General features: G+C 50.0%; 16 protein-coding genes. 7 read left to right on the forward strand and 9 right to left on the reverse strand.

The features are described from left to right. Positions 1 to 78 precede the first annotated feature (78 nt). Both H8S18_RS14180 and H8S18_RS14185 read right to left on the reverse strand, forming a co-directional pair. Positions 79 to 1,932 (reverse strand): GumC domain-containing protein, encoded by a 1,854-nt coding sequence (locus H8S18_RS14180; protein ID WP_207721780.1) that lies wholly within the window; start codon positions 1,930 to 1,932, stop codon positions 79 to 81. Between the two features lie 23 nt (positions 1,933 to 1,955). Continuing rightward, on the reverse strand, positions 1,956 to 4,025 hold the full coding sequence (locus tag H8S18_RS14185; protein WP_186858942.1) for an efflux RND transporter permease subunit: 2,070 nt from the start codon (positions 4,023 to 4,025) through the stop codon (positions 1,956 to 1,958). 161 nt (positions 4,026 to 4,186) lie between these two features. Here H8S18_RS14185 and H8S18_RS14190 point away from each other — a divergent pair, with 161 nt between their 5' ends. Together H8S18_RS14190 and H8S18_RS14195 are read left to right on the forward strand one after the other, a co-directional pair. Next, positions 4,187 to 4,762 (forward strand): TetR/AcrR family transcriptional regulator, encoded by a 576-nt coding sequence (locus H8S18_RS14190; RefSeq protein ID WP_186858943.1) that lies wholly within the window; start codon positions 4,187 to 4,189, stop codon positions 4,760 to 4,762. Positions 4,763 to 5,160: 398 nt separating this feature from the next. After that, complete coding sequence (locus tag H8S18_RS14195; protein ID WP_186858944.1) at positions 5,161 to 7,401, forward strand: bifunctional diguanylate cyclase/phosphodiesterase; 2,241 nt, start codon at positions 5,161 to 5,163, stop codon at positions 7,399 to 7,401. A gap of 509 nt (positions 7,402 to 7,910) precedes the next feature. On the opposite strand, the gene H8S18_RS14200 is transcribed toward H8S18_RS14195, so the two are convergent. The 7 genes from H8S18_RS14200 to H8S18_RS14230 all read right to left on the reverse strand — a co-directional run bounded on the left by H8S18_RS14200 (position 7,911) and on the right by H8S18_RS14230 (position 17,380). Continuing rightward, entirely contained in the window at positions 7,911 to 8,429 is a 519-nt protein-coding gene (locus H8S18_RS14200) for a nitroreductase family protein (protein ID WP_186858945.1), read from the reverse strand. A gap of 23 nt (positions 8,430 to 8,452) precedes the next feature. Then, positions 8,453 to 8,854 carry a flavodoxin family protein gene (locus H8S18_RS14205; protein WP_186858946.1) on the reverse strand — a complete coding sequence of 134 codons (402 nt, stop codon included), beginning with the start codon at positions 8,852 to 8,854 and terminating at the stop codon, positions 8,453 to 8,455. 280 nt (positions 8,855 to 9,134) lie between these two features. Beyond that, the gene (gene proS, locus H8S18_RS14210; protein ID WP_186858947.1) at positions 9,135 to 10,577 is read right to left on the reverse strand and encodes a proline--tRNA ligase; all 1,443 of its coding nucleotides are present in this window, start codon (positions 10,575 to 10,577) and stop codon (positions 9,135 to 9,137) included. A 96-nt stretch (positions 10,578 to 10,673) separates the two neighbouring features. Then, positions 10,674 to 14,462 (reverse strand): lectin like domain-containing protein, encoded by a 3,789-nt coding sequence (locus H8S18_RS14215; protein ID WP_186858948.1) that lies wholly within the window; start codon positions 14,460 to 14,462, stop codon positions 10,674 to 10,676. A gap of 150 nt (positions 14,463 to 14,612) precedes the next feature. Continuing rightward, complete coding sequence (locus H8S18_RS14220) at positions 14,613 to 15,383, reverse strand: ABC transporter ATP-binding protein (RefSeq protein ID WP_186858949.1); 771 nt, start codon at positions 15,381 to 15,383, stop codon at positions 14,613 to 14,615. Further along, on the reverse strand, positions 15,383 to 16,393 hold the full coding sequence (locus tag H8S18_RS14225; protein WP_186858950.1) for a FecCD family ABC transporter permease: 1,011 nt from the start codon (positions 16,391 to 16,393) through the stop codon (positions 15,383 to 15,385). The genes H8S18_RS14220 and H8S18_RS14225 overlap by 1 nt, the downstream gene beginning before the upstream one ends. A gap of 15 nt (positions 16,394 to 16,408) precedes the next feature. Next, positions 16,409 to 17,380 carry an ABC transporter substrate-binding protein gene (locus H8S18_RS14230; protein WP_186858951.1) on the reverse strand — a complete coding sequence of 324 codons (972 nt, stop codon included), beginning with the start codon at positions 17,378 to 17,380 and terminating at the stop codon, positions 16,409 to 16,411. 247 nt (positions 17,381 to 17,627) lie between these two features. On the opposite strand from H8S18_RS14230, the gene H8S18_RS14235 reads away from it, so the two are divergent. From H8S18_RS14235 to H8S18_RS14255, 5 genes are all read left to right on the forward strand, one after another. Beyond that, positions 17,628 to 18,602, forward strand: a complete 975-nt coding sequence (locus tag H8S18_RS14235) for a glycosyltransferase family 2 protein (RefSeq protein ID WP_186858952.1) — start codon at positions 17,628 to 17,630, stop codon at positions 18,600 to 18,602. Between the two features lie 14 nt (positions 18,603 to 18,616). Next, the gene (locus tag H8S18_RS14240; protein ID WP_186858953.1) at positions 18,617 to 19,957 is read left to right on the forward strand and encodes a DUF6056 family protein; all 1,341 of its coding nucleotides are present in this window, start codon (positions 18,617 to 18,619) and stop codon (positions 19,955 to 19,957) included. A gap of 124 nt (positions 19,958 to 20,081) precedes the next feature. Continuing rightward, entirely contained in the window at positions 20,082 to 21,116 is a 1,035-nt protein-coding gene (gene argC, locus H8S18_RS14245; RefSeq protein ID WP_186858954.1) for an N-acetyl-gamma-glutamyl-phosphate reductase, read from the forward strand. 41 nt (positions 21,117 to 21,157) lie between these two features. After that, positions 21,158 to 22,036 (forward strand): acetylglutamate kinase, encoded by an 879-nt coding sequence (gene argB / locus H8S18_RS14250; RefSeq protein WP_066688933.1) that lies wholly within the window; start codon positions 21,158 to 21,160, stop codon positions 22,034 to 22,036. A 33-nt stretch (positions 22,037 to 22,069) separates the two neighbouring features. After that, positions 22,070 to 23,263 (forward strand): aspartate aminotransferase family protein, encoded by a 1,194-nt coding sequence (locus tag H8S18_RS14255; protein WP_186858955.1) that lies wholly within the window; start codon positions 22,070 to 22,072, stop codon positions 23,261 to 23,263. Positions 23,264 to 23,286: the final 23 nt, after the last annotated feature.

A 23,286-nucleotide genomic window follows, 5' to 3' on the forward strand; every position in this document is an offset into this window, starting at 1 on the left:
CTTCTTGTTTTATGCAGAACCAATAATAAAAAAGAGCCTGTGATTTCTATTTTCACAAGCTCTTTTTTGGCTAAAGTACTATTGGAAAAGCGCTGCCAGGCGGTCCCAGAAGGTCTCGTTTTCTTCTCCTGTTTCCTGCGGCTCCGTTTCCTCCTCCGGCTTCTCAATTCCCCCGCATTGCAGTACGAACTGCACAAACTCCGTATCTGTATTTTGAGGTGACGTGAAGGAGACCGGATCAAAATCCGAAGGCATATACTCTTCTTTCATTTTGTCGATTTCTTCCTGTATTTTGCCCGGCATATCCGCAACCTCGCCGCTCATGGTATTGGTGCCGTCCATCAGTTCCCCCACGCCGTCATTTAACTCTCCTACGCCCCCGCTGAAGGAGGAAAGACCCGTATGGAACGAGTGATATCCGGAAGAAAGTTCCGTTACCCCACTTAAATATGCGGTCAGCCCGTCATGGAATCCCGTGTAGTTCTCAGCCAGCACCCGAAGCCCCGATGCCAATTCGCCGAGTTGTTCAATCCCATCCATCTGCGAGAGCGCCCCTCCAACCTGCGCGGATATCGTATCCAGCGTATCCGCAATGGTATCGATCGAACCGGCCAGCGTATCCGCAGTGGCGTCCACCGCATCAAAAGCTGCCTTCACCTGGGCATAGGTTCCTTTCACAGTCTGCGCTGCCTGGTACTGTGCCGTGAGGCGGGTAACGACTCCCCTCTGGGCATCCGTAAGATTCGAATTGGCAAGCAGGTCGGCAATCTCCTGCTGCGATATGTCAGCATCCGGGATTCCCTGTATCGCACCGTCAAGGGCGGCATATGCCGTAACGAATCCGCTTCTTAGCTGTGAAAGCCCATCCGATGCTCCGCGCAGTCCGTCCGCCAACTGTTCCAGACCCGAAGGGAGCTGCCCTACTTGGCTGAGGTCAATTCCTTCCACGTCGAGGGCGGAAGCGATTTGCCCAAGAGCGCTGCCAATTTGGGATGATGCATTTTCAATCTGGCCTGCATTTTGACTGAGCTGCGCAAGTCCGTCTTGAATTCCGTCCGAACCGTCCACCAGGCTGTTTGCCCCAGACGTCATTTGCTGCGTTCCGTTTTTGAGCTCGGCTACGCCTTCATTGAGCTTATCAATCGCTTCCGGCAGTTGCTCGAGGCCGTCCAATTGATCCTCCATGGCAGGAAACTCCATACTCATGGAATATGGTACGGCGGAAATGGAAATTCCCGTCATTGTAAAATCCGTTACATCCGCTTTCAATGCGAAATCCGCGTCTTTACCCGGAAGCACGGTATAGGCAATCATTTTGTCTTTGCCCGCGCTCGCAGGCGTCCCGTCTGGCGCGTCGATATTGGAACATTTATCCGTATCGAGCGTCACTGTGATCTGGAGCATATAATTGTCATAAAAGGTCGGGTCCATCCGGTCATTTTTTGCGGATATAATTTTTATTTCCAACGAACCGCTTTTCCCGGCAATCTCCTCCGGCTCAAGCTTCTTGCCGTCAAGGTAATATTCGATGGTAAAATCCCATGGAAGATCCGTGCTTTTCATATTGCCCTGATAATAATAATTCTCTTCATTTGCGGTAAACGAAACAGTATTTCCTTCCTGCGTCAGGGAATCGCTGCTCGAAAGGTTCACCACCGATTCATAGTCTCCATAGTCTGTCACATTCCCGCCCTTTGCAAGCGTAAAATGGTTGACTGTATAAATCGCGCGGACGCCTCCGTTTGCGGAAAGCGTGGCATAAACCACCTCGTCCTTTCCTGCGATTTCCGCCGCTCCATCGGCGCCCTGCTCCACTTTTGCAGGAGATTCTTCCGTCTGTCCGGCACTGCCGGATGCCGCGGCCAGCCCAATTGTCGCAGCCGCAATCAGGCACACGGCCAAACAGGCGGCAATCCAATGCCTCGCTTTCATTTTTCTCTCCTTATGATTATCTTTCATTTTTCTTTACTCCTATCGATCAAAAAACCGGCCTTATAGGTCGTCTTTGCAATTGCCTTATCAAACACCTTCAAAAGCGCGGGCAGGAAGCATACTACCATGAAAAGGGACAGCAGCGTCCCGCGCCCCAGCAGCAATCCGATATCGGATACCGCAGGGTTGGAAGAGGTCGCATACAGAGTGAAACCCGCCGTTGCAAGCGTCGCCGCAGATACCAGGATCGATTTGAACGAATCGCCCATCGCCTGATGCATCGCCTCTTTCTGCGGCATGATCTTTCTCTTCCGCATATACGTCGTGGTCAATAAAATGGCGTAGTCAACCGTCGCCCCAAGCTGCACCGTATTGAGCACTAAGTAGCCGATAAAGTTAATGGAGGTACCCGTAAAATACGGAATCGCCAGATTAATCCAGATACCCGCCTCAATGGTCAGCAAAAGGAGGAATGGCAGGGTTCCCGATTTAAAAGTGACCAGCAACACAAAGAAGATCGCAAGCACCGCCAAGATCGTAACAAACTGGTTGTCTTCCTGCACCACGTTTTTCATATCGTAAAGGTTGGCGCTCTCCCCAACGGAATAGACGGTATCTCCATAATAAGACTGGGCAACCGCCGTGATTTCCTCTACCACGCCGAATGCCTGGTCGCCCTCGGCCGGCGTATCGGTGTATACCACAATACGGGCATAGTTATCCGAATAAAACTGCCCGGTCACATCTTTCCCCAAAAATTCCGGCGGGAACGCCGTCCCCACCATATTGGCATACGATACGACCGCGGTTACATGGTCCAGATCCTCAATCTCCTCTCCCATCTTAAGCTCCTTTGAAACGTCTCCCCGCGGCACAAGCAAAGCCATAATGGTAGACTGTCCGAACTCCTCCTGAATCGCCTCTTTCGCGCGGCCGCTTTCGCTTGCCTGGGCGGCGCTGCTGTTGCCATATACAAATCCCGTTTGCCCCTGTCCGAGGAAAGCGGGAACGACAATAAGGATTACCAGAATAAGCGCTGGAATGGCAAGTTTTGAGAAAACCTTGTTTACATTCTTGAAATTCGGCATCAGCCGCCGGTGCTGCGTTTTGTCGATCAGCTTAAAAGTACACAGCGTAAGCGCAGGCAAAAAGACCATCGTCGTCACAAAGCTCAGGATAATCCCCTTGGCAAGGTTCCAGCCAAGGTCTGCCCCGATCTGGAAATTCATAAACGTCAGCGCCAGGAAGCCAAACAAAGTAGTCGCCGCACTGGCCGCAATAGTCGAGGCCGATTCCTTAATTGCATGGCGCATCGCCTCGTTTACGTCGCCGTATTTCTTCCGGTTATCGGCAAAGCTGTGCAAAAGGAAAATGGCATAATCCAGCGAAACCGCAAGCTGCAGGATCGGGCTCACGGAATTGGTCATAAAGGAAACTTCGCCGAAAAAAATATTGGTTCCCATATTGATTAAAATGGAAATGCCAATGGTCAGGATAAAGAGCAACGGCTCGATCCACGACGAGGAAGATAAAATCAGAATTGCAATGATGATAGGGAGCAGAATCGCCATTGCATTTCCGACTTCCGCGCCCGTCGCCTGCTGCATCGTTGCAAGGTCGGGCGATTCGCCTGCGAGCGCATTCCCTTCGCCAATCAGGTCCCGGATCGCTTCCGAAGCCTCCTGTTCCATACCGTCTGCGATCGTAACGGTATAGAGGGCGTTTTCGTTCTTGTAATATCCTTCGACCGTGTCTGCATCCGCCGTTTCAATAGGCTCTTTCAGGTCCACCACATCGTCCAGCCACATCACGCTGTCAACTCCGGATACCTCCGCGAGTTTCTGCTTATACTCCAGCGCCTCCTCAATGGAAACGCCTTTTACCATAACACTGGCGTTCGGCATATCCGTATCGAACTCTTCCTGCATAATTTCCAGCGCCTTCGTCGACTGGGCATCCGGCGGCAGATAATCTACCATGTTATAATTTACGGCTACAAACGACTGCAATACCGCACATACCGCCGCTGCGGCAATAAATAGTATCAGAATCGCCTTTTTATGTTTCACTACCAAATTTGCCAATCCGCTCATGAAGTCCTCCACAACGCCCTGTTGCAATATCGTATGCTCTGTATTATAATCAACACAATGTTGGATTACAACCGACAATCCCTCTGGATCTGTTGATTGGGCAACAGAAAACAGAAAAATGTTGGATTTTTACAATAATTTTAAAATCAGGATGCAAGACAATGAAAATAAAAAAAATAGACAGAAGAGTAAAATATACGATCGAAATGTTGAAAGAGGCCCTTGTCAGAGCTATGCAGAAAGAACACATTTCTAAAATCTCCGTGAAATCGTTGTGCGAGCTTGCCGATATCAACCGCAGTACGTTTTACGCGCATTTCCGCGATCAATACGATCTCCTGCATTATATCGAGCAGGAAGTGCTCGCCAATATCACGCGCCAGCTGGAACGGCAGGACTTTGGCGGGGAGGGCCCTATTTCATTTCAGGTATTGAATTTGATTTTAGAATATGTACAGCAAAACGCTTCCCTGTTCAAGGCTCTCCTGAGCGATAATTGCGAACCGGGCATCCAGCGTGAGATCATGAAGCTCCCCGACATCATTTCCGTCCAGATTTACGAAGGCGTGGACGAACGCGTAAAGGATTATCTTTCCGTTTTCGGTGTAACCGGCTGCGTCAGCATCCTGCAAAAATGGCTGCAGGACGGAATGCCGGAATCTACCGAACAAATTTCCGAACTCATCCTGCAAATTCTTTATCACGGTATTGCCGATTTTAACAGGGAAGCCCGCTAACCCGCGGAAATCAAATAAAGTTTTGTACCGGCGCCCTGCCGTTTTCATAAGATTTTTTGCTAGGCGTCATCCCGGCCATAACCGATCCATATAATTGCATTTTTCTTTTTAAGAAAATGTAATATTTTTTCCCGTTAAGCGCGTCCATCGTTTCACCTGGCTGCAAAATCGCCCTCCCATTGCCGGAAGGTAAGCATTTCGCTTTCTCTATCATATTCCAGCCATGACCTTCAAAGTGCCAGTCCCCAAACCGGTTTTCGTCTTTTCCATTGGCCCCGCCTCTCTTTTTCCCGATTAAAAAGCGTGGAACATTTACACTTTGCTGTAAATCGACTATAATAACAATATAACAAAAATATAATACTCCCTATGTATTGTATGATCGGAAAAGGGCGCATATGCGAAAGCCGAAAAAAATATTTGTCGTTTCATTGATCATCGTCCTTGCCATCGCAGTGGTGGCGGTTTTTTCGATGTTCTTTTATGCTGGCACCGTCCGCCAGATTCTGGATGAAGAAAGCACATCCTATTTGCAGGAAGTTACCCAACAGGAAGCGTCTATTATCGATACCCAGGTAAGGGGCGACCTTGCCACTCTGGAATCCATTTCAACCGTATTCGGCAGCGCAGTCACTCCCAGTATTACCTCCGGCGTTTCCATGGATATGCTGCGCGAAATTCAGGAACAGAACGGCTTCAAGCGGATGGGAGTTATTTATCCGGATGGAAGCGCATTTACGACAGACGGTTACGAATACGATTTTTCAGGCCGGGATTATTTTAAAAAGGCGCTCGCGGGCGTTCCCAATATATCCGATACGTTTTTGGATATTGTGGATGGTGAAAATATTAATGTATATGCGGTTCCCGTTTATAATGGCACGCAGATAGAATGTGTGCTGTTTGCCACCAATGCTACCGATGTATTTGAGAACAAAATTTCCGTTACCACCTTCGGCGGATATGGCTATTCCTATGTCGTCGATAAAATGGGCAATAAAATTGCTACTTCCCATCATGAAGACAGTATCACGTTTGATAATATTTTCAACCTGAATGGAAGCATCGTGGAAGACCCGGATGGAAATTTTTCCGTCATGCAGGAAGATATGCTTGATGGAAAAAGCGGCGTCGTGCACTACCTGAAATATGGAGAGCCCTACTATATCAGCTATGCGCCTATCGGCGTAAATACATGGTATATTGTTTCCGCAGTGCCTGCGTCTGTCGCCACTGCCAAAAGCACCTATCTGATTACGCTTACCGGTTGGATGACGGGAATCATTGTATGCACAGTTGCTATTTTCTTAATATATATTGCTTTATCGCAGAGCCGATCCCGCCGCAATCTCGAACGAATTGCGTATGAGGATGAACTCACCGGTTCGCTTAGCTGGCTGAAATTTCGTGAAGAAACCAAAGCTATCCTGCAGGAATCTTCCGGACGTTTGTTTGCGATGATCAATTTCGATATCAATAAATTTAAAATTTTTAATCAATTATATGATTACCAAAACGGCAACGCCCTCCTCCAGCACATTGCATCCGTCCTGAAAAAAGATATGCGTGAACGGGAGCTTTTTACGCATACGGGCGCGGATGATTTTGACGTGCTGATTGAATATTCTTCTGACGAGGATATTGTCGGCCGTATCCTGAAATGGAACCAGAAAATCCGCGATTATGGATTTGCCCGCAAGCGGAGATATAATCTTCTTCTTTCCTATGGAATTTATAAAATCCAAGCAAATGATCTTTATATTACACGGATGAACGACCGCTGCAAGATTGCCAAAAACAGTGTGAAAAACAATACGCATACCTTCTATGCCTTTTACGATAACGCAATGAACCAAGAGATGCTGCGCGAAAAAGAACTTGAGAACGATATGGATGCCGCGCTTGCAAATCATGAGTTTGAAGTTTACTATCAGCCTAAATTTGATTTGGAAACGCAGAAGGCGGTTGCCGCGGAAGCGCTGGTGCGTTGGAAATCCCCGGAAAAAGGCTTCATGAGTCCCGGGGCGTTTATTCCCGTATTCGAACGGAATGGGTTTATTACCAAGGTTGATATGTATGTATTCGAGGAAACTTGCGCGGCCATTCACCGCTGGATGGAGCTTGGGCAGCCTGCGCTCCCTGTTTCCGTCAATTTTTCGCGTCTCAATATGTACGATGATAACTTTGTCCAGAGCCTGAAAGATATCGTCCGGAAGTATGACGTTTCTACCAATTTGCTTGAGATTGAGCTTACCGAGAGCGCCCTTGCCTATAACGACGAATTAATCATACGGCGTATGAATGAACTGCGCGAAGCGGGATTCTGTATTTCAATCGACGATTTCGGCACCGGCTATTCTTCTTTAAATTTACTTCGTACCCTTCCGGTCAATGTAATCAAACTTGATAAGCGTTTCTTTACCCTCAATTTTGATTCAGAACGGGAGCGCATCATTATCACGAGTATTGTCAGTATGGCGCAGCAGCTTGGCATCACCGTTGTCGCTGAAGGAGTGGAAACGAAAACGCAGGCCGACTTCCTGAAAAAAGTAGCAAAAAACATCATCGTCCAGGGCTTCCTGTACGCACGGCCTATGCCGGAAGAGGCTCTTCTTCGTTTACTCATGGGAGAAGAATAGTCTCATACTTGCAAAACGTGCGCTGTCCGGCCATCTGTTGCTTTACTTCCCTATAAATAGCCATTTCCATGAATGCGGAGCATATAATAGTATTCGCAGCCAAAATCATGATTGACTGTGTTTGTACCCATCTTTAAATGTAGAATGAAATTCTTGGGTTTCGTAAAACACAGGGAGAGGCCAGTTATGGACGCGGCTTTAAAAATAATATTTCCGAGACGGGATGTAGCGCGAAAAAGACTTTCCTGAAAAATTAGCGCCTCCGGAAAGAATGTGGGGCACAGGCTTTCCTACGGTAATTTATCAGAAAAATTGCGTGCCATTACAGGCAGGTTGAGCTGTGATATGCCGGTGTTTTTTGATTTTGGGAATACCGGCAAACAGATATAGGAAAGCTTTTGCCGGTACAAACAACACCCGGCAGTCATTGGGTTTTCAATGTAAAACGCGGCGGACATACTGTCCGCCGCACCCTTTGTACGGGTATATTTTTCTTGTTTCCACCGTCATCACAGCGTTTCATAAAAAACAGTCTCGCTCCGGGCTTTGCGCATTTTCTCGTGCCGTTCCGGGCTTTGCGCTTCTCCGTCCGCATAGCCGACGGCCAACAGATTCACAATCTCCAGATTTGGCGGAATATTGAATTCATCGCGCAATACTTTCGGGTCAAACCAGCAGATCCAAAGCGTTCCCAATCCAAGCTCCGCCGCCTGCAACATCATATGGTCGGTTACAATACTCGCGTCGATATCGGTCAGCTTTTTCCCGTCATACGGGCGTTTCCATGTTTCTTCCGTATCGCTGCATACGATGATGACACACGGCGCACCATAAAACCGTGCAGCTTTTTCCACCTTCCCGAGGCCTTCTTCGCTCTGTACCACAATCAGGCGCTGGGGCTGTTTATTTGCCCCCGTGGGCGCGACCCGCCCCGCCTCGAGTATTCGGTCGAGCTTTTCCCGTTCTATCGGCATTTCCTGATAGCTGCGCACTGAATACCGCTTCTTCGCAATATCTAAAAAATCCATGTGGTCATCCTCCATATCTTTTATTATTGTTTGGCTTCTTCCATAATTTCCCGCGCGAACTGTGCCGCCTGCTTTTGCACCGTTTCATCCTTAGCCAGCCCGCCGATACAGTGAAATTCCCGCTCGACAGGCGTGATGCCGCGTTTCTGAAGCTGCTTTTTGATCAGGCCCGACGCGCCGCCCGGATTTCCCGCCGTGCTGAATACCGCAATTTTTGCTGTCGATTCCGGTGAAAGCGTCTTGATAAACTTTTTCAGCCTGCCCGCAATGTGGAACGCATACACCGCTCCGCCCAGAAACAAAATATCCGTATTGCCTGAAAGCGGCATACTTATATCATGCGCCTCCGCACCCACCGCGGCGGCAATGGCCTGTGCAATCGCTTCCGTATTGCCCGATTTGGAAAAATACCGTACTTCAACCATACTTGTCACCTCTCTTTTCTTCATTATACCATTCTTTTCTCTTTTTCGGAATTTATCGAAGTGAATAAAAGGCTGGTATCCTGATATTGTTTCCACCGATGATAATAAATGGGTATTGGCTTGCTGTATGATAGTCCCGCCTGCGAGGCCTTACTGAAAATTTGCTTTCATATAAAAAACGAACCGCCGACAGTGATTGCGGCGGTTCGTTCTGATAACAACGTTTTTCTTTGGTTACTCAATTTTTTCTTATATCCGAATTTGTATCAACCGTAAATCTTTAATAGGATTTTGCAAAATACATCATTTTCTTTGCAGGCTTGCCGCAATGTACGCATACGTCGCCGAGGTTCTTTTGCTCAAACGGCGCGCAGCGTGTCGTCACGCCTGTTTTTTCCTTGATCGCTTCTTCGCATTCTGTCTCTCCGCACCACATCGCGCGTACAAAACCATGCCCTTCTTCGATTCCCTGCATAAATTCTTCCCAGTTTCGCGCATCAAACGTGCGTTCCTCGCGGTATTGGAGCGCGCTTGCAAGCATATTGTCATGAATTTTATCCAGCAATTCCTGCACCGTTTTCTGGATATTTTCGAGCGGATAAGACTCCTTTTCACAGGTATCCCTGCGCGCGAGCATACACGCACCTTTTTCGATATCGCGCGGGCCGATTTCCAGCCGTACCGGGACGCCCTTCAACTCCCATTCGTTGAATTTCCAGCCCGGGCTCTGGTCGCGGTCGTCAAGCTCCACACGGATTCCCGCACCCTTAAGCATATCATAAAGCTCCCGTGCCTTTTCAAGCACGCCCTCTTTGTGTGCCGCTACGGGAACAATGACGCACTGGATAGGCGCGACGCGCGGCGGAAGCTTCAGGCCGCGTTCATCGCCGTGTACCATAATAATACCGCCAATCATGCGCGTGGATGTGCCCCACGAGGTCTGCCACGCATATTTCAACTGCCCATCCTTATCGAGAAATTGAATATCAAAGCCCTTTGCAAAATTTTGTCCAAGGTTATGCGACGTTCCCATCTGGAGCGCCTTTCCATCGAGCATCATGGCTTCTACGGTATACGTATGGTCCGCGCCCGCGAATTTCTCTTTCTCGCTTTTCTGTCCTGAAATAACAGGAATGGCCAGTACATCATGCATAAAGTCGCTGTATACGCCAAGCATCCGCACAGTTTCTTCTTCCGCTTCCTCCTGCGTTGCATGTACGGTATGGCCTTCCTGCCACAGGAACTCCGAAGTCCGCAGGAACGGACGCGTACTTTTTTCCCAGCGCAAAACATTGCACCACTGGTTCAGAAGTACCGGCAGATCCCTGTAGCTTTGCACCCATTTGGAATACATGGAACAAATAATCGTTTCCGACGTAGGACGAATGCACAGCGGTTCTGCAAGTTTTTCCGTTCCTCCCTGCGTAACCCATGCCACTTCGGGCGCAAATCCCTCCACATGCTCTGCCTCTTTTTCCAATAGATGTTTGGGGATCAACAACGGAAAATACGCATTTTTATGCCCGGTTTCTTTAAACCGTTCGTCCATTTGCTGCTGAATCAATTCCCATATTCCATAACCATATTGCTTAATGACCATGCAGCCCTTGACTTCGGAATAGTCGATCATATCCGCCATTTTAATGACGTCCGTATACCACCGCGAAAAATCCTCATTTTGCGGCGTAATGTGTTCCACAAATCCGCCTGTTTGCTTTGCCATAATAGTCTCCTTCAAATATGTACTGAAACTCTATTAGTTTATCATCATGACGCGCTTTTTTCAAGCACGCGTACTCCCAAACTCATTCCGGCGTCTCTATTTTTCTCTCCTTCGCCGCCTCAGCAGGATCGCCGCCGCGACGGCGGCTCCTCCGCCCGCAATCACGGCAAGAAGAATCCACGGCGCCATGTCACGTGTGTCTCCCGTTTTGGGTTTGGTTCCTGTATCTTCCCGTTCGGCCTGTCCTTCCTGCGAACCGCCGCCCGCGGGCTGTTTCCCGTTCGCAAGCACATATTCGGAGCAATGCTCGAGGGTAAACGCCGTATATCCGGCGCTGTCCACGCGCTGCGCGCTGACATCGTCGTATCCCCTCCCATTGAAATAATACAGATATGTTTCTTCTCCCGTCTCAAACGGCGGCACGGCAAGCACGGAGACCGTCACTTTACCGGGAAGCGCCCCGCTGTGCTCAAAATTCAAGAACAACAGCTTCGCCCCCTGCGGAAATACCGCCGCATTTTTCGCCGCTTCTCCGGGCGTATTGGAAAACGCAAGGCTCACATCTATTGCCGCCGTAATATCCTTACCGTGGAATACGAACCGCGCAACCACCTTACCCGCATCATCCAGAACCGCAAAAATAATTGTCTTATCCTGTCCCTTGATCTGTTCAAAAACCTCCTTAGGGGCAACTGTGCCTTCTTCCACAGGAAGAAGCAGCGCCTGCTGCGGCCCAAGGCCAGACAGGCTTTCTTTTACTTTTTCGAGGTCAAAGCCATCCTCCATTCGCGGCAATGAAACAATCTCTTTGCCTTCCGCCCCCGGAATCTGTGCTTCCTGCACGATCCGAACCGTTTTGCTTACCGATTTGGTATCGTCTGCAGCGCTTGTCGCCGTGACCACAACCGTTCCGGTCGCTTTTGCGGTAAACAACACTTCCCTTTCCCCGCTAAGCCCGGCTTCCGCTTTAATATCGATACTGTCAAGGTCGCCCGCATAGCTCCATTTAATCCCGGCAAACTCTTCCCGGTCTGGCGTTACCACCGCCGCTGCTGAAAAGTCGGCCGTCTTCCCGATTTCCAGACAGACTGAATCCGCACTCTCAATACTGACGCTTTCCACACCCAGCTGTTCGGCAATATTATTTTGCCGCAGCAGAATACTTTCCGCACTGCTCATCGCCGCAAACGTCCAGCAGGAAGGAATCCATCCCTGGTTTTTCACCGGGGTAACCGCGCCAATATCCCGCAGGTCGAACTTTTCCGGCAGATTTGTAGCCGGATCGGCCGTCCTGCCCTGCGGCAGGGCATTGGTCTTGTTCTGGCCGCTATCTGAGGCGTTATCCGCCGCTGCCGCCGGGGCGGATAGTTCGTCCGTCTTCTCGAGCTGTGCCGCGCTGAATGCCCGGCCTGTGCCGCCCTGGGATGAATCGTCCGTTCCGCCGCCCGCGCCGTCCGTAAATACCTTGATGCAGTTATTCGCAGAATATTGCGCGGAAATATCGCTCCAGTCCCGTCCATCCGTACTGGTAAAGCTCTGCCCGGCCTGTGCCCGCGCCCTATCCGAACGGCCTGTAATCGGCATTTCGATCGCCGCTACAACGTCGCTTCCGTCCTTATTTTGCAGCCGCACGGTCACGCTGAACTCTTCCCCCGCGGCAACAGGAACCCCCTCGCCAAGCTCCACCGTATAATATCCCTTATATTTATGGATCCCGCTTGCCACATGGCGCGTCTCTCCATTCACCTCAAGGTAAATATCATATTCCTGGTCCTCATGCATAGAATAAAACGACACAGCCTTCACGTCCTGCCCGCCTGCCGCCGTAAATACGTTCTTTGTATACAGCACCTTGCCCCGCGAATATTGACTGGGCTCGTAGAGATTCGTGTAGCCGAGCGGGTCGTACTGGTAAATATTATCATAATCGTTCACCGGATCATCCACGAATATGGCGGCAGCGGGATTAGCAGACAGGTCCGCGCTGTAATAGGAAATATAGAAAAAACCGTTCTGCCCCTTTTCCGGTCCATAGCTGTTTTTGGCGAGAAACGCACCGTCTCCCGCAGGCGTATACGTCTTCCCGTCCACAGTTACTGTGAATTGCTCCGCCGGAACCGTATCGTCCCATCCGATCAAAGAAATCGCATGCCCGCCCCCGGCCATATCCGCCTCCGGCTTGAAATAATATGAACCGGTCTCGTCATAATATCCGTCTTCGCCCTCCTGGTGGCGGATTCCGCAATAGAGCGCCCCATAGGTATAAATCGCGTTTTTATAATGAAGCGTATCTTCGGCCGTTTTCTCCCGGTCGGGCAGAAGGATCGCCTGCCGCAGATGATAGCGCGCCGGAAGCTGGTTATAGGTAAACTCGCTCACATCGCCGTCAAATTCGTCCAACATATACGGATCTTCCTCTTCCATCACAGGGCCGCTCCAGCGTGCAAGATAGGCGAGCGCCATATAAGTGTCTCCTCCGGAAAGCACCCCGCCGCGTCCGTCTGTCGGCGTATAGCTTTCCTCGGAGGACTCCGCATTGAGCATTGCGTTGAGCATATTGTATTCGGAAAAATCAAGTCCTTCCGCTGCCTGCTTGGAAACCGCAAGCGTATACTCTTTCGCGGAAAAATGTCCATCCGGGCTTTTTACCACTGCATAATAATCCCCTTCGTCAAGCTCTGCCGTGATACGTTGGTCTCCCGTAAGTTCGCTCGCCGCAATCTCGGTTCCGTCGCTGCTGAGGAGCGTAAGCGAATAGGCCGCGCTCTCTTCCTCCGGCTGAAACAGCAGGAGCTCTACAGGCGTCGCGTAGCTGTAATGGAATTTGTAATAATCTTCATCCACAGCACTGTGGATCGTAGCCCGTATTTTAGAAGGAAAGGAAACACTCGTCGCCGCCGCCTGAGTGTCGTTTGGCTCGTACGCGTCGCCCGTTCCTCCCACCGTATAGGAAAAACGCTGCACATCGCCCGGCGCAATACCGTCTTTATAGGTACGTGCATTAATGACCGTATCCCGGTCGATCACAACCTTTGCCGTATCGTCCCCGGAATCAGTCGTTCCCGCCGCATCCAGCGCCGGAACAGTTCCGTCCGTCGTATATAAAATTTTCTCGTCCGCCGCCGAAGCACGCAGAATCACCTGTGTTCCCACATCCACCGTGCCCGGCGCAGGATTAGCCGCCACTGTCCCGCTTTTCTGCACGGTATAGGCCGCCGATGAGGGTTCGCTGCTCTTGAGGCCCGCCTTCCGCGTGCTTGCCAAAATCCTGCTGTCTTCGGTCAGCGTCAGTTTATCTGCCGAATCATACAGGGAAGCGCCCGGGAGCTTCGGCGACGTTCCATCCAACGTATAATAGATTTCCGCGTCCGCCGTTTCACTCGAAAGCCCAAGCTGCGTTCCTGCCGGATATTCCCCGGCCGCCGGATCGAAGGTAACCGGCTTGCATGTTGCCGGCATAAACCGTGCGTTGCCGGATGCAACCGGATCGTATTCGTCCCCCGCCGCCATGTCGATAAACGCAACGCCCACTCCGTCGAGTTCCTCCTGCGTCAGCACCCCGTCCGCCACGGCCTGCGCAATTGCTTTCCGAAGCGACACCGTTTCCGTATATGGAACGCGTTCCGTCATCCTCACTTCCTTGTTCTTCAGGGTAAACATCAGCATATAGTAAATCGGTTCTCCGCCCGCAGGAGCGATATCAGCCACCCGGACTGTTGTGTCCTCTTCCGCCGCGTAAAGGTCTCCCTCTTCCGGTGGATCGCAATTTTCAAAAACCAGAGAAAGCTCTGCGGGACCTTCCTCCGCGAGCGCGAATGGCGCGAAAGAAAATACCGCAGTGACCGCCAAAACCGCTGCCAATAACAAGCATACCGTTCTTTTCATTTTATCTGCCCTGCCTCCATAACCGTGTCTACAGTACATACCATCATTTTCATTCGGTATTATTATATCATGCCTGCGGCGAGTCCGCATTATGCGGATAAATAAAAAACAAGCCTGCGCCGAAACCGCAGGCTTTCCTTCCGTTGTTCATTATATCATCTCCGGCAAAATATAGGTAGAACCGTCCTCCGCCCGTATCATACAAATTTTTGTATCGTATACCGCCTCAAGAATATCCTTTTTCAGGATATCCTCCGTCCGGCCGTATTCAATCACGCGCCCCTTTTTCATCAAAACGATTTGATCGCAGTAATGGCTTGCAAGGTTCAGATCGTGCAGGACGCATACGCATAAAAGCCCGCTGCCTGCAATCAGGTCTCTTACAAGCGCAAGGATCCCTACCTGATGCTTGATATCAAGATTTGAAACCGGCTCGTCGAGCAGCAGGATATTCGACTGCTGCACGAGGGCGCGCGCAATAATCATCCGCTGCCATTCTCCGCCCGAAAGCCCGATCACCGACCTGTTTTCCAGATGTGCAATGCCTGTTTTGGCAATTGCCTCCCGCGCAAGACGTATATCTTCCGCGCTTTCGCTTTCAAAAGTCTTCTTATGGGGGTTGCGCCCCATCAAAACTGTCTCCAGTACGGTAAAGTCATATTCCAGCGCATAATTTTGCGGAACAAGCGCCATTTTTTTTGCCAGTGACTTTACATCTATTTTGCGGACGTCGATGCCGTCAATCTCCACGCTTCCGCTTTCCGGTTTCAAATATCCGGAAATCGTGCGCAAGAGCGTCGTTTTGCCCGCACCGTTCGGCCCGATGATTCCAACCATCCCGGAAGTAAAATCTAATGAAATATCATGTAGTATAGGGGTCTCATTAATTGTACAATTCAAATTGCGAATAGAAATCCCCATCAAATTCCCCCTTTGTTTCCGCGGCGCAGCAGGAAAATAAAGAAAGGCACGCCAAGAATCGAAGTCACAATGCCAACCGGCATTTCCTGTCCGTTTAAAATGACGCGTGCTATCACGTCGCAAAAAAGCAGGTACATTCCTCCTCCCGCAAAACACAGTGGAAGGAGTTTTTTATTATCCGGCCCGGCAATCATGCGCAGCAAATGCGGCACCATCAGGCCTACAAAGCCAATAATCCCACTGATAGATACCGCCACCGCAGAAAGCAGGGACGTTAAAATCAGCATATTCCTCCGCGTTTTATGCGTGTCTACGCCAAGACTCTGGGATACCTCGTCGCCATTCAGCATAATATTGAGTGGTTTTGCATAAAACATCAGCAAGCCCGAACACACAATAATCGCGGGTAAGGCAATCCATATTTTATCCCATGTCATATTGGCGAGGCTGCCCATATTCCACATGACAACATTTTCCATTTTGTCCCGGTTCAGCAGCATAATCAAATAGATAATTGCCGAAAACATAGCGCTCATGGAAAATCCTGAAAGAAGGAGGGAAAACGTTGATACCTTGCCGCGTATCCGTGAAATATTATAGACTATGAACACGGCGGCAAGCGCTCCCGCAAAGCTGAATACGGCAATGGTGCCCGCCCCGAATATGCTCATCCCCGACATGAACGTCATTGCGACCGTCGCCCCGAGCGCTGAACCCGACGAGATTCCGAGCACAAAAGAATCCGCCATTGGATTTTTAAATACGCCCTGCAGGCAGCATCCCGAGACCGCAAGCGCCGCTCCCACGAGGAACGCGCCGATGGCCCTCGGGAGCCGGATATTGAGAAAAATATTATGTACCGTGGAAGATGCCGTTCCGTCCAGTATTTTCCCAAATTCCGCGACTGAAAAACCGGAACTTCCCACGAAAAAAGCGCACACAAAGGCGGCAGCGCCGCCTAAGATGAGCACCAACAGGAGTATTTGAAATTTAACAGGCCCTTTTTTCATAGGCCCTCCTTGCCGCTATTTGTTGAGAATCTCGCTGATCATTGTGAGCGCCTCCGCGATCCGCGGGCCCGGACGCGTAAGTACGTTTGCATCCACTTCATAGACGCTTCCATTTTTTACCGCGTCAAGATCCTGGTATCCCTGTGCGTTTCCGAGGTCTTCCGCAGTGCTTCCCATGCTCGAATCCACAAGGATAATATCCGGATTTGCTACCATGAGATCTTCCACTGGATATTCAATCCACGGATATTCCGCATCCGCAGTTACGCATTTACCGCCCGCCATCTCAATCATCGTATTAATGAAGCTGCCGGGGCCGCTCGTCCAGTTTCCCTGGTCGCCAAAACTCATCGCGTAGTAGACCGTTTTTTCCTCCGCCGGCCTATTCTCCTCTGCCAGGCGGACAGCCGCATCGATCTCTCCGTTCACAGTTTCCGCCGTGTCCTGCGCGCCTAGAATCTCCCCCACCAATTCGATTGCTTTTGGAATATCCTCAAAGGAGGTCGCTTCCACGCTCACTACCGTAATTCCCAGGTTTTTCATCTGATCGATTGCCTCCTGCTGAAGGCTGTTTCCCGCAAGCACAACATCCGGCTCGAGCGAAGCCACTTTTTCCACATCCGGCCCGTTGAAATCGCCGACCACTTCGATCGACTGCACAATATCCGGATAATCTGAATTAGCGTCGATGCCTACGAGTTGCTTCGCCGCACCAAGCGCGCACACGATCTCTGTACCCGCCGGAGTAAGTGAAACAATTTTATCTGCTTTTTCCACAGTGACTTCATTGCCTGCCAAATCAGTTACTGTTACTCCTCCTCTATTTTCTTCCCCAATATCCACAGCCGCTTCCGCGGACGCGCCCGCCGAAGGCGATTCCTCCGGTGCGGAAGATTCCGTTTGCGCGGGAGCCGTTTGCGCGCAGCCCGCAGCTATTGCAAGGCAAAGCACGATACACGTAAATACTGCAATCCATTTTTTGCTCATAAAAAAAATCTCCTTTTCCTGTCCCGGCCCATTTCAGCAGATCTGTCCGCTATAAAAAAGAACTTCATAAACGCCCTGTAAATGGGCACGGCTATGCGTATAACTATATCATAACGCCGCGGCGTATGACAATAAAATTTTCCTCCGGCCCGGCCCGCTGTCCTCATTTCTCTCGCTTGTGCTTTTTCAAAAAAATTGTTACAATACTTTTAGTTATATCAGCAGAAGAGCAGGACGGAGAAAAGCAATGCCTGAATTGATATCGATTATTGTTCCCTGCTACAATGAGCAGGAATCCATTCCCCATTTCTATAAGGAAATCACCCGGATTTCCTCCGAAATGAAGGAGCGTTTCGGTCTTCTTTTCGAGTACTTGTTCGTAGACGACGGGTCGCATGATAAAACGCTTCCTGTGCTTCGTTCTTTGGCCGCCGAAGATAAACGGGTGCGCTTCCTTTCTTTCTCGCGCAATTTTGGCAAAGAAGCGGCAATTTACGCAGGCCTCCAGAATGCCCGCGGTGATTATGTCGCCATTATGGATGCGGATCTTCAGGATCCGCCTTCCCTGCTGCCCGAAATGTATCTGGAAATCGCACAAAATGATTACGACTGCGCCGCAACGCGCCGGGTTACACGGAAGGGCGAACCGCCTATCCGTTCTTTCTTTGCCCGGATGTTCTATAAACTAATCAATAAAATCTCCAAAACCGAGATTGTAGACGGCGCACGGGATTTTCGCCTGATGACCCGTCAAGTGGTGGATTCCATTTTATCCATGCCGGAATACAACCGCTTTTCCAAGGGCATCTTCAGTTGGGTCGGCTTTCGCACAAAATGGCTGGAATATGAGAACGTGGAACGTGTTGCCGGAGAGACAAAGTGGTCTTTCTGGAAGCTGTTTACCTATTCTATCGACGGAATTGTCGCGTTTTCCACCTTCCCGCTTTCCATCGCCTCGTTTGTCGGTTTCCTGTTTTTCCTGATCGCCCTTGTTTTCATCGTGATTATCGTTGTCAAAACGCTTGTCTGGGGCGACCCGGTCGCGGGATATCCTTCAACAATTTGCCTCATTCTTTTGATTGGGGGAATCCAGTTATTCTGTATCGGAATTCTGGGGAAATATCTTTCCAAAACTTATATGGAAGTCAAAGGGCGCCCCGTATATATTATAAAAGAAGACGAAAAAAGCATGGAAAAACAAGCGGCAAAGCGGCCGCAATAAGAGGTAGGAAGCAGATGGAACGCACACTGGGCAATTATCAATCCTTTTGGAAAAAAACGGCTGTCTGGCCTTATTGGCCGATTGTGCTTCTGGGCTGTATTTATTTTATCATTCATTTGCGCATTTCTCCGAATTTTGCGGACGACCAGGTGTTTGCTTCCATCGCAGCGGCGGATGGTTTTAATATTTTCCAGTATTCTGTCAGCCGTTACCTCACATGGTCCTCGCGTACTCTGCTCGAAGTCCTGCTCATGTGGAGCGTCAGCGTTCCGCCTGTTCTATGGAAAATATGCGATACCCTGATTATTGTTGCAGTGGGCGTATTCCTGTCAAAGCTGCTTCTCCGTGACGAACACCGCATGCAGGGAAACATGGCCATCGCAGCACTGCTCCTCTTGATTCCGTACCAGATGATGAGCTCAGCCGGCTGGATTGCCACGACAGTAAACTATATTTGGCCTCTGGCCTTTGGCCTGATTTCCCTGTATCCACTCCGTAAACTTGCAGACGGCAAAAAAATAAAGGGATATGAATACGTTCTCTATTCAGCCTGCTTGCTTTTCGGCGCCAACCAGGAACAGATGTGCGCGATCCTGGCCGCAATATATGGTTTCTTTACCATTTATATGTTTGTAAAAAAGAAGATCCATATTTATGTGTTCATTCAGTTTATTCTGTGTATTTTAAGCCTTGTATATATCCTGCTCGCCCCCGGAAATGACGTCCGTACCGTGCAGGAAACGGCGAGGTGGTATCCGGAGCATGGAACGTTTTCCCTGATGCAAAAAGTAATGCTCGGGATTGTCGCCGCCGGAAAAGATATTATTTTTAATAAAAACTGGCCTTTCCTGATTCTTTGTATCCTTTCCTGTGTGCTTGTGTGGCAAAAAAGCGAAAAGGTATCAAACCGGATCTTTGCGCTGGTTCCTCCTTTTTTTGCAGCTTCATTATTTGCCTTTTTGCCTTATTCCGCCGGTTATCAGGCGCTTCTTTCCAATCTGGAAGTTCTGACCGCTTCCACAAAGACTGCTGCCGTAGCAGTCGTATCTATTTGTGTACTGGCTTGCCTGATTTATTCCCTGCGCCTTGTTTTCCGGCGAAGCGCGCATTTTTGGCTTACTCTCGGTATCCTTTTTCTTGGATTTGCCAGTCGGGTCGCAATCGGCCTTTCCCCGACTATATGGGCGTCGCTTGACAGGACAGCCCTCTTTTTCCTCGTTTCCCTGATTGCGTGTATCGTATTCCTTCTGAATGAATGGGATTTCAAAAACAAAAACGCCACTTTCCTTCTTTTGATCGTCCTTGTTTCTCTGGGCGTATATGGCGGGGTTTCCAATTTCTTTGCAGTGGTGTGACCTGCGTATTTTCCTTCAAACAGCTATTGCATAATTATTCATTTCAATGTATAATTATTAACATTGAATAAAATTTGGGGCGCCTATACCGCTCCCCTTTATAAAAAAGGAGCTGTTTGAAATCATGGTTAATGTCAGTATAATCGGTGCGACAGGATATGTGGGGGCAGAGCTGCTGCGCCTGCTCAGCGCCCATCCCGGCGTACAGGTCAATAAAGCCGTATCCAAGAGCTTTGCAGGAAAAAAACTGCACGATATTTATGCAAACTTCCTGCCGGAAAAAGAATTGGATTTGCAGGAGGGTGACGGCGCGTTCGGTGCGGATGATTTCGTGTTTCTCTGCCTGCCCCACGGCCAGTCCCTTGCGGCAGCGCCGTCTCTTTTGAAAAAAGGCCATAAAGTAATCGACCTTTCGGGCGATTTCCGTTACGATAACACGGATATTTATGAAAAATGGTATGGAATTCCCCATTCCGCAAAAGAGGAAAACAGCGAGGCTGTTTACGGCCTTCCTGAATTTTTCAGCGAAGAAGTGAAAAAAACAAATTTCACTTCTAATCCGGGATGTTATACCACAACGAGTATCCTGGCGCTGGCTCCGCTCCTCCGGGAGGGCCTGGTCAGTGAAAAGGGAATTGTGATCGACGCAAAATCGGGCGTTACCGGTGCCGGACGGAAAGAAAAGCTCGCTTTTTCCTATTGCGAAACCGCCGACAACTTTAAGGCCTATTCCGTTCCTATGCATAGGCACACTTCCGAAATAGAGGAACAACTGTCAAAGTTTTCCGGGAAGGATGTCTGCCTGCTCTTTACACCTCACCTGCTTCCCGTAAAACGGGGTATTCTGGCGACAATTTATGCAGATCTTATGGAAGGCGTTACCCCCGGGGATATCGCTGCAGCATATGAAAAATATTATGCGGATGCTCCATTCACACATGTACTGCCCCATAGTAAACTCCCGGAACTGAAATATGTGGTGGGTTCCAACAATTGCATGATTGGGTTTGAAATATCTCCCCGCACCGGAAAGATTATCGTAGTTTCATGCACCGACAACCTGATTAAGGGTGCGGCCGGCCAGGCGGTACAGAATTTCAACCTGATGAACGGCTTCGATGAAACGCTGGGCCTGCCCCGTACCGCATGGTACCTGTAACGGAAATAAATTAAATTTTCATAGAAATAAAGGTGGAAATCATGGAAGATCAAAAAATGGAACAATATCTGGAACGCGCGCACATGCTGGTGGAAGCCCTGCCTTACATCCAGCGGCTGTTCGGCAAGACCATCGTCATCAAATACGGCGGGGCCGCCATGATGCATGACGACCTCACACAGAAGATCATGGAGGATATCACCCTGCTGAAATTCGTCGGGATGAATCCGATCCTTGTGCACGGCGGCGGCCCGGACATCAATCATATGCTCGATTCACTCGACATCAAGCCGAATTTTGTAGACGGCCTGCGCGTAACCGACGACGCCACCATGGAAGTGGTGCAGATGGTGCTCACAGGTAAAATCAACAAGGAGATCGTCGCCAAGCTGAACGGCATGGGCGCGTCGGCAATCGGCCTGTGCGGGATCGACGGCAACATCATTAAGGCAGTGAAAGCCCCGCCCAAAAACGGCGTGGATCTTGGCAACGTCGGTCAGATTACGTCCATCAATACGACGCTCCTCAATACCCTTGCGCACGACCAATATATCCCGGTCATCGCGCCTGTCGGTACGGGCGACCACGGGGAAAGCTATAACATTAACGCGGATACGGTTGCGGGAGCGATTGCGACGGCGCTCAAAGCGGAAAAGCTGATTTTCCTCACGGATACAGACGGCATCCGTACAAAGGAAGATGATCCCGAATCCCTCTTGTATGTAGCCTCCAAAACAGATATACTAAATATGATTGATGAAGGCAAGATTACAGGCGGGATGCTTCCCAAGGTACAAAGCTGTCTCTCTGCCATTGAAAAAGGCGTAGGACGCACCCATATCCTGAACGGTACGATCCCGCACCCGATCATTCTCGAAATCTTTACGGATTCCGGTATCGGGACGATGGTGACGGGCTGAAGTTCCCGGCAGCCTGTTGTTTTGGAGAAAAATATGACATACGATGAACTGAAAAAACTGGATTCGGAATACTACATGAAAACCTTCGGTACCCGTCTGCCCGTCGTGTTTACAGGCGGCAGCGGCGCGGTCCTTACGGACGAGGGAGGCAAAGAATATATTGATTTTCTCGCCGGAATCGCGGTCAATTGCCTCGGCTATTCAGATGCGGGATTTGAGGCGGCCCTCAAAAACCAGATGAATACCGGAGTGATCCATACCTGCAACTATTTCTATAACGAGCCGCAGACGCGGTTGGCGCAGCTCTTATGCGAAAAAACAGGGTGTGACCGTGTGTTTTTCGGCAACAGCGGCGCGGAAGCCAACGAATGCGCCCTCAAACTTGCAAAGAAATATGCCTACGGCAAGGGGAAGAACTCCTCCCGGTTTGTTGCGCTCAGAAAAAGCTTCCATGGACGTACGTTGCTCACGCTCTCCGCGACCGGGCAGGAGAAATTCCACGAGCCTTTCCGCCCGACAGCCTATGATTTTACTTACATTGACGCAAACGATATGAATGCCGCAAAATCCGCTGTCACGGCGGATAAATGCGGTGTAATACTCGAAGTAATACAGGGCGAAAGCGGCGTGCTTCCCCTGCGGGAAGAGTTCGTTTCGCTCATCCGCGCGCTGTGTACGGAAGCGGACGTCCCCCTCATCATCGATGAGGTACAGACAGGCATGGGCCGCACGGGCCGCTTGCTTGCACAGGAACATTATGGTATCAGGGCGGACATCATTACGCTGGCTAAGGCGCTCGGAAATGGTCTGCCGATCGGTGCCTGTCTTGCATCCGGGTCTTTTGCAGATGCTTTTGGCCCGGGCGACCATGGCTCCACCTTCGGCGGAAATCCGCTTGCGTGTGCGGCAGGGCTTTATGTAACGGAAAAAATTGACGGCCAGATGCTTTCCCATGTCGGGAATATGGGTGCATATTTCCAGTCACAGTTGGAACTGCTGATGGAAAAACATCCTGAAATCATTGTCGATGTACGCGGGAAGGGCCTTCTTCTGGGCGCGGAACTTTCCGAAAAAGCAGATGCACATGCAGTGCAGCGTACACTCCTTAAGGATGGTTTTGTTATCGGTACAGCCGGGGTAAATACGCTTCGTTTCGCGCCGCCGTATATCATTACGCAAAAGCAGATTGACCTTTTGATCGAGACGCTCGATCGGCTATTCCAATGATGTTCAAAGCAGGCGCAAGCGTC

The sequence above is a fragment of the Christensenella tenuis genome (assembly GCF_014287795.1).
In the GTDB taxonomy this organism is placed as follows: Bacteria; Bacillota; Clostridia; order Christensenellales; family Christensenellaceae; genus Christensenella; species Christensenella tenuis.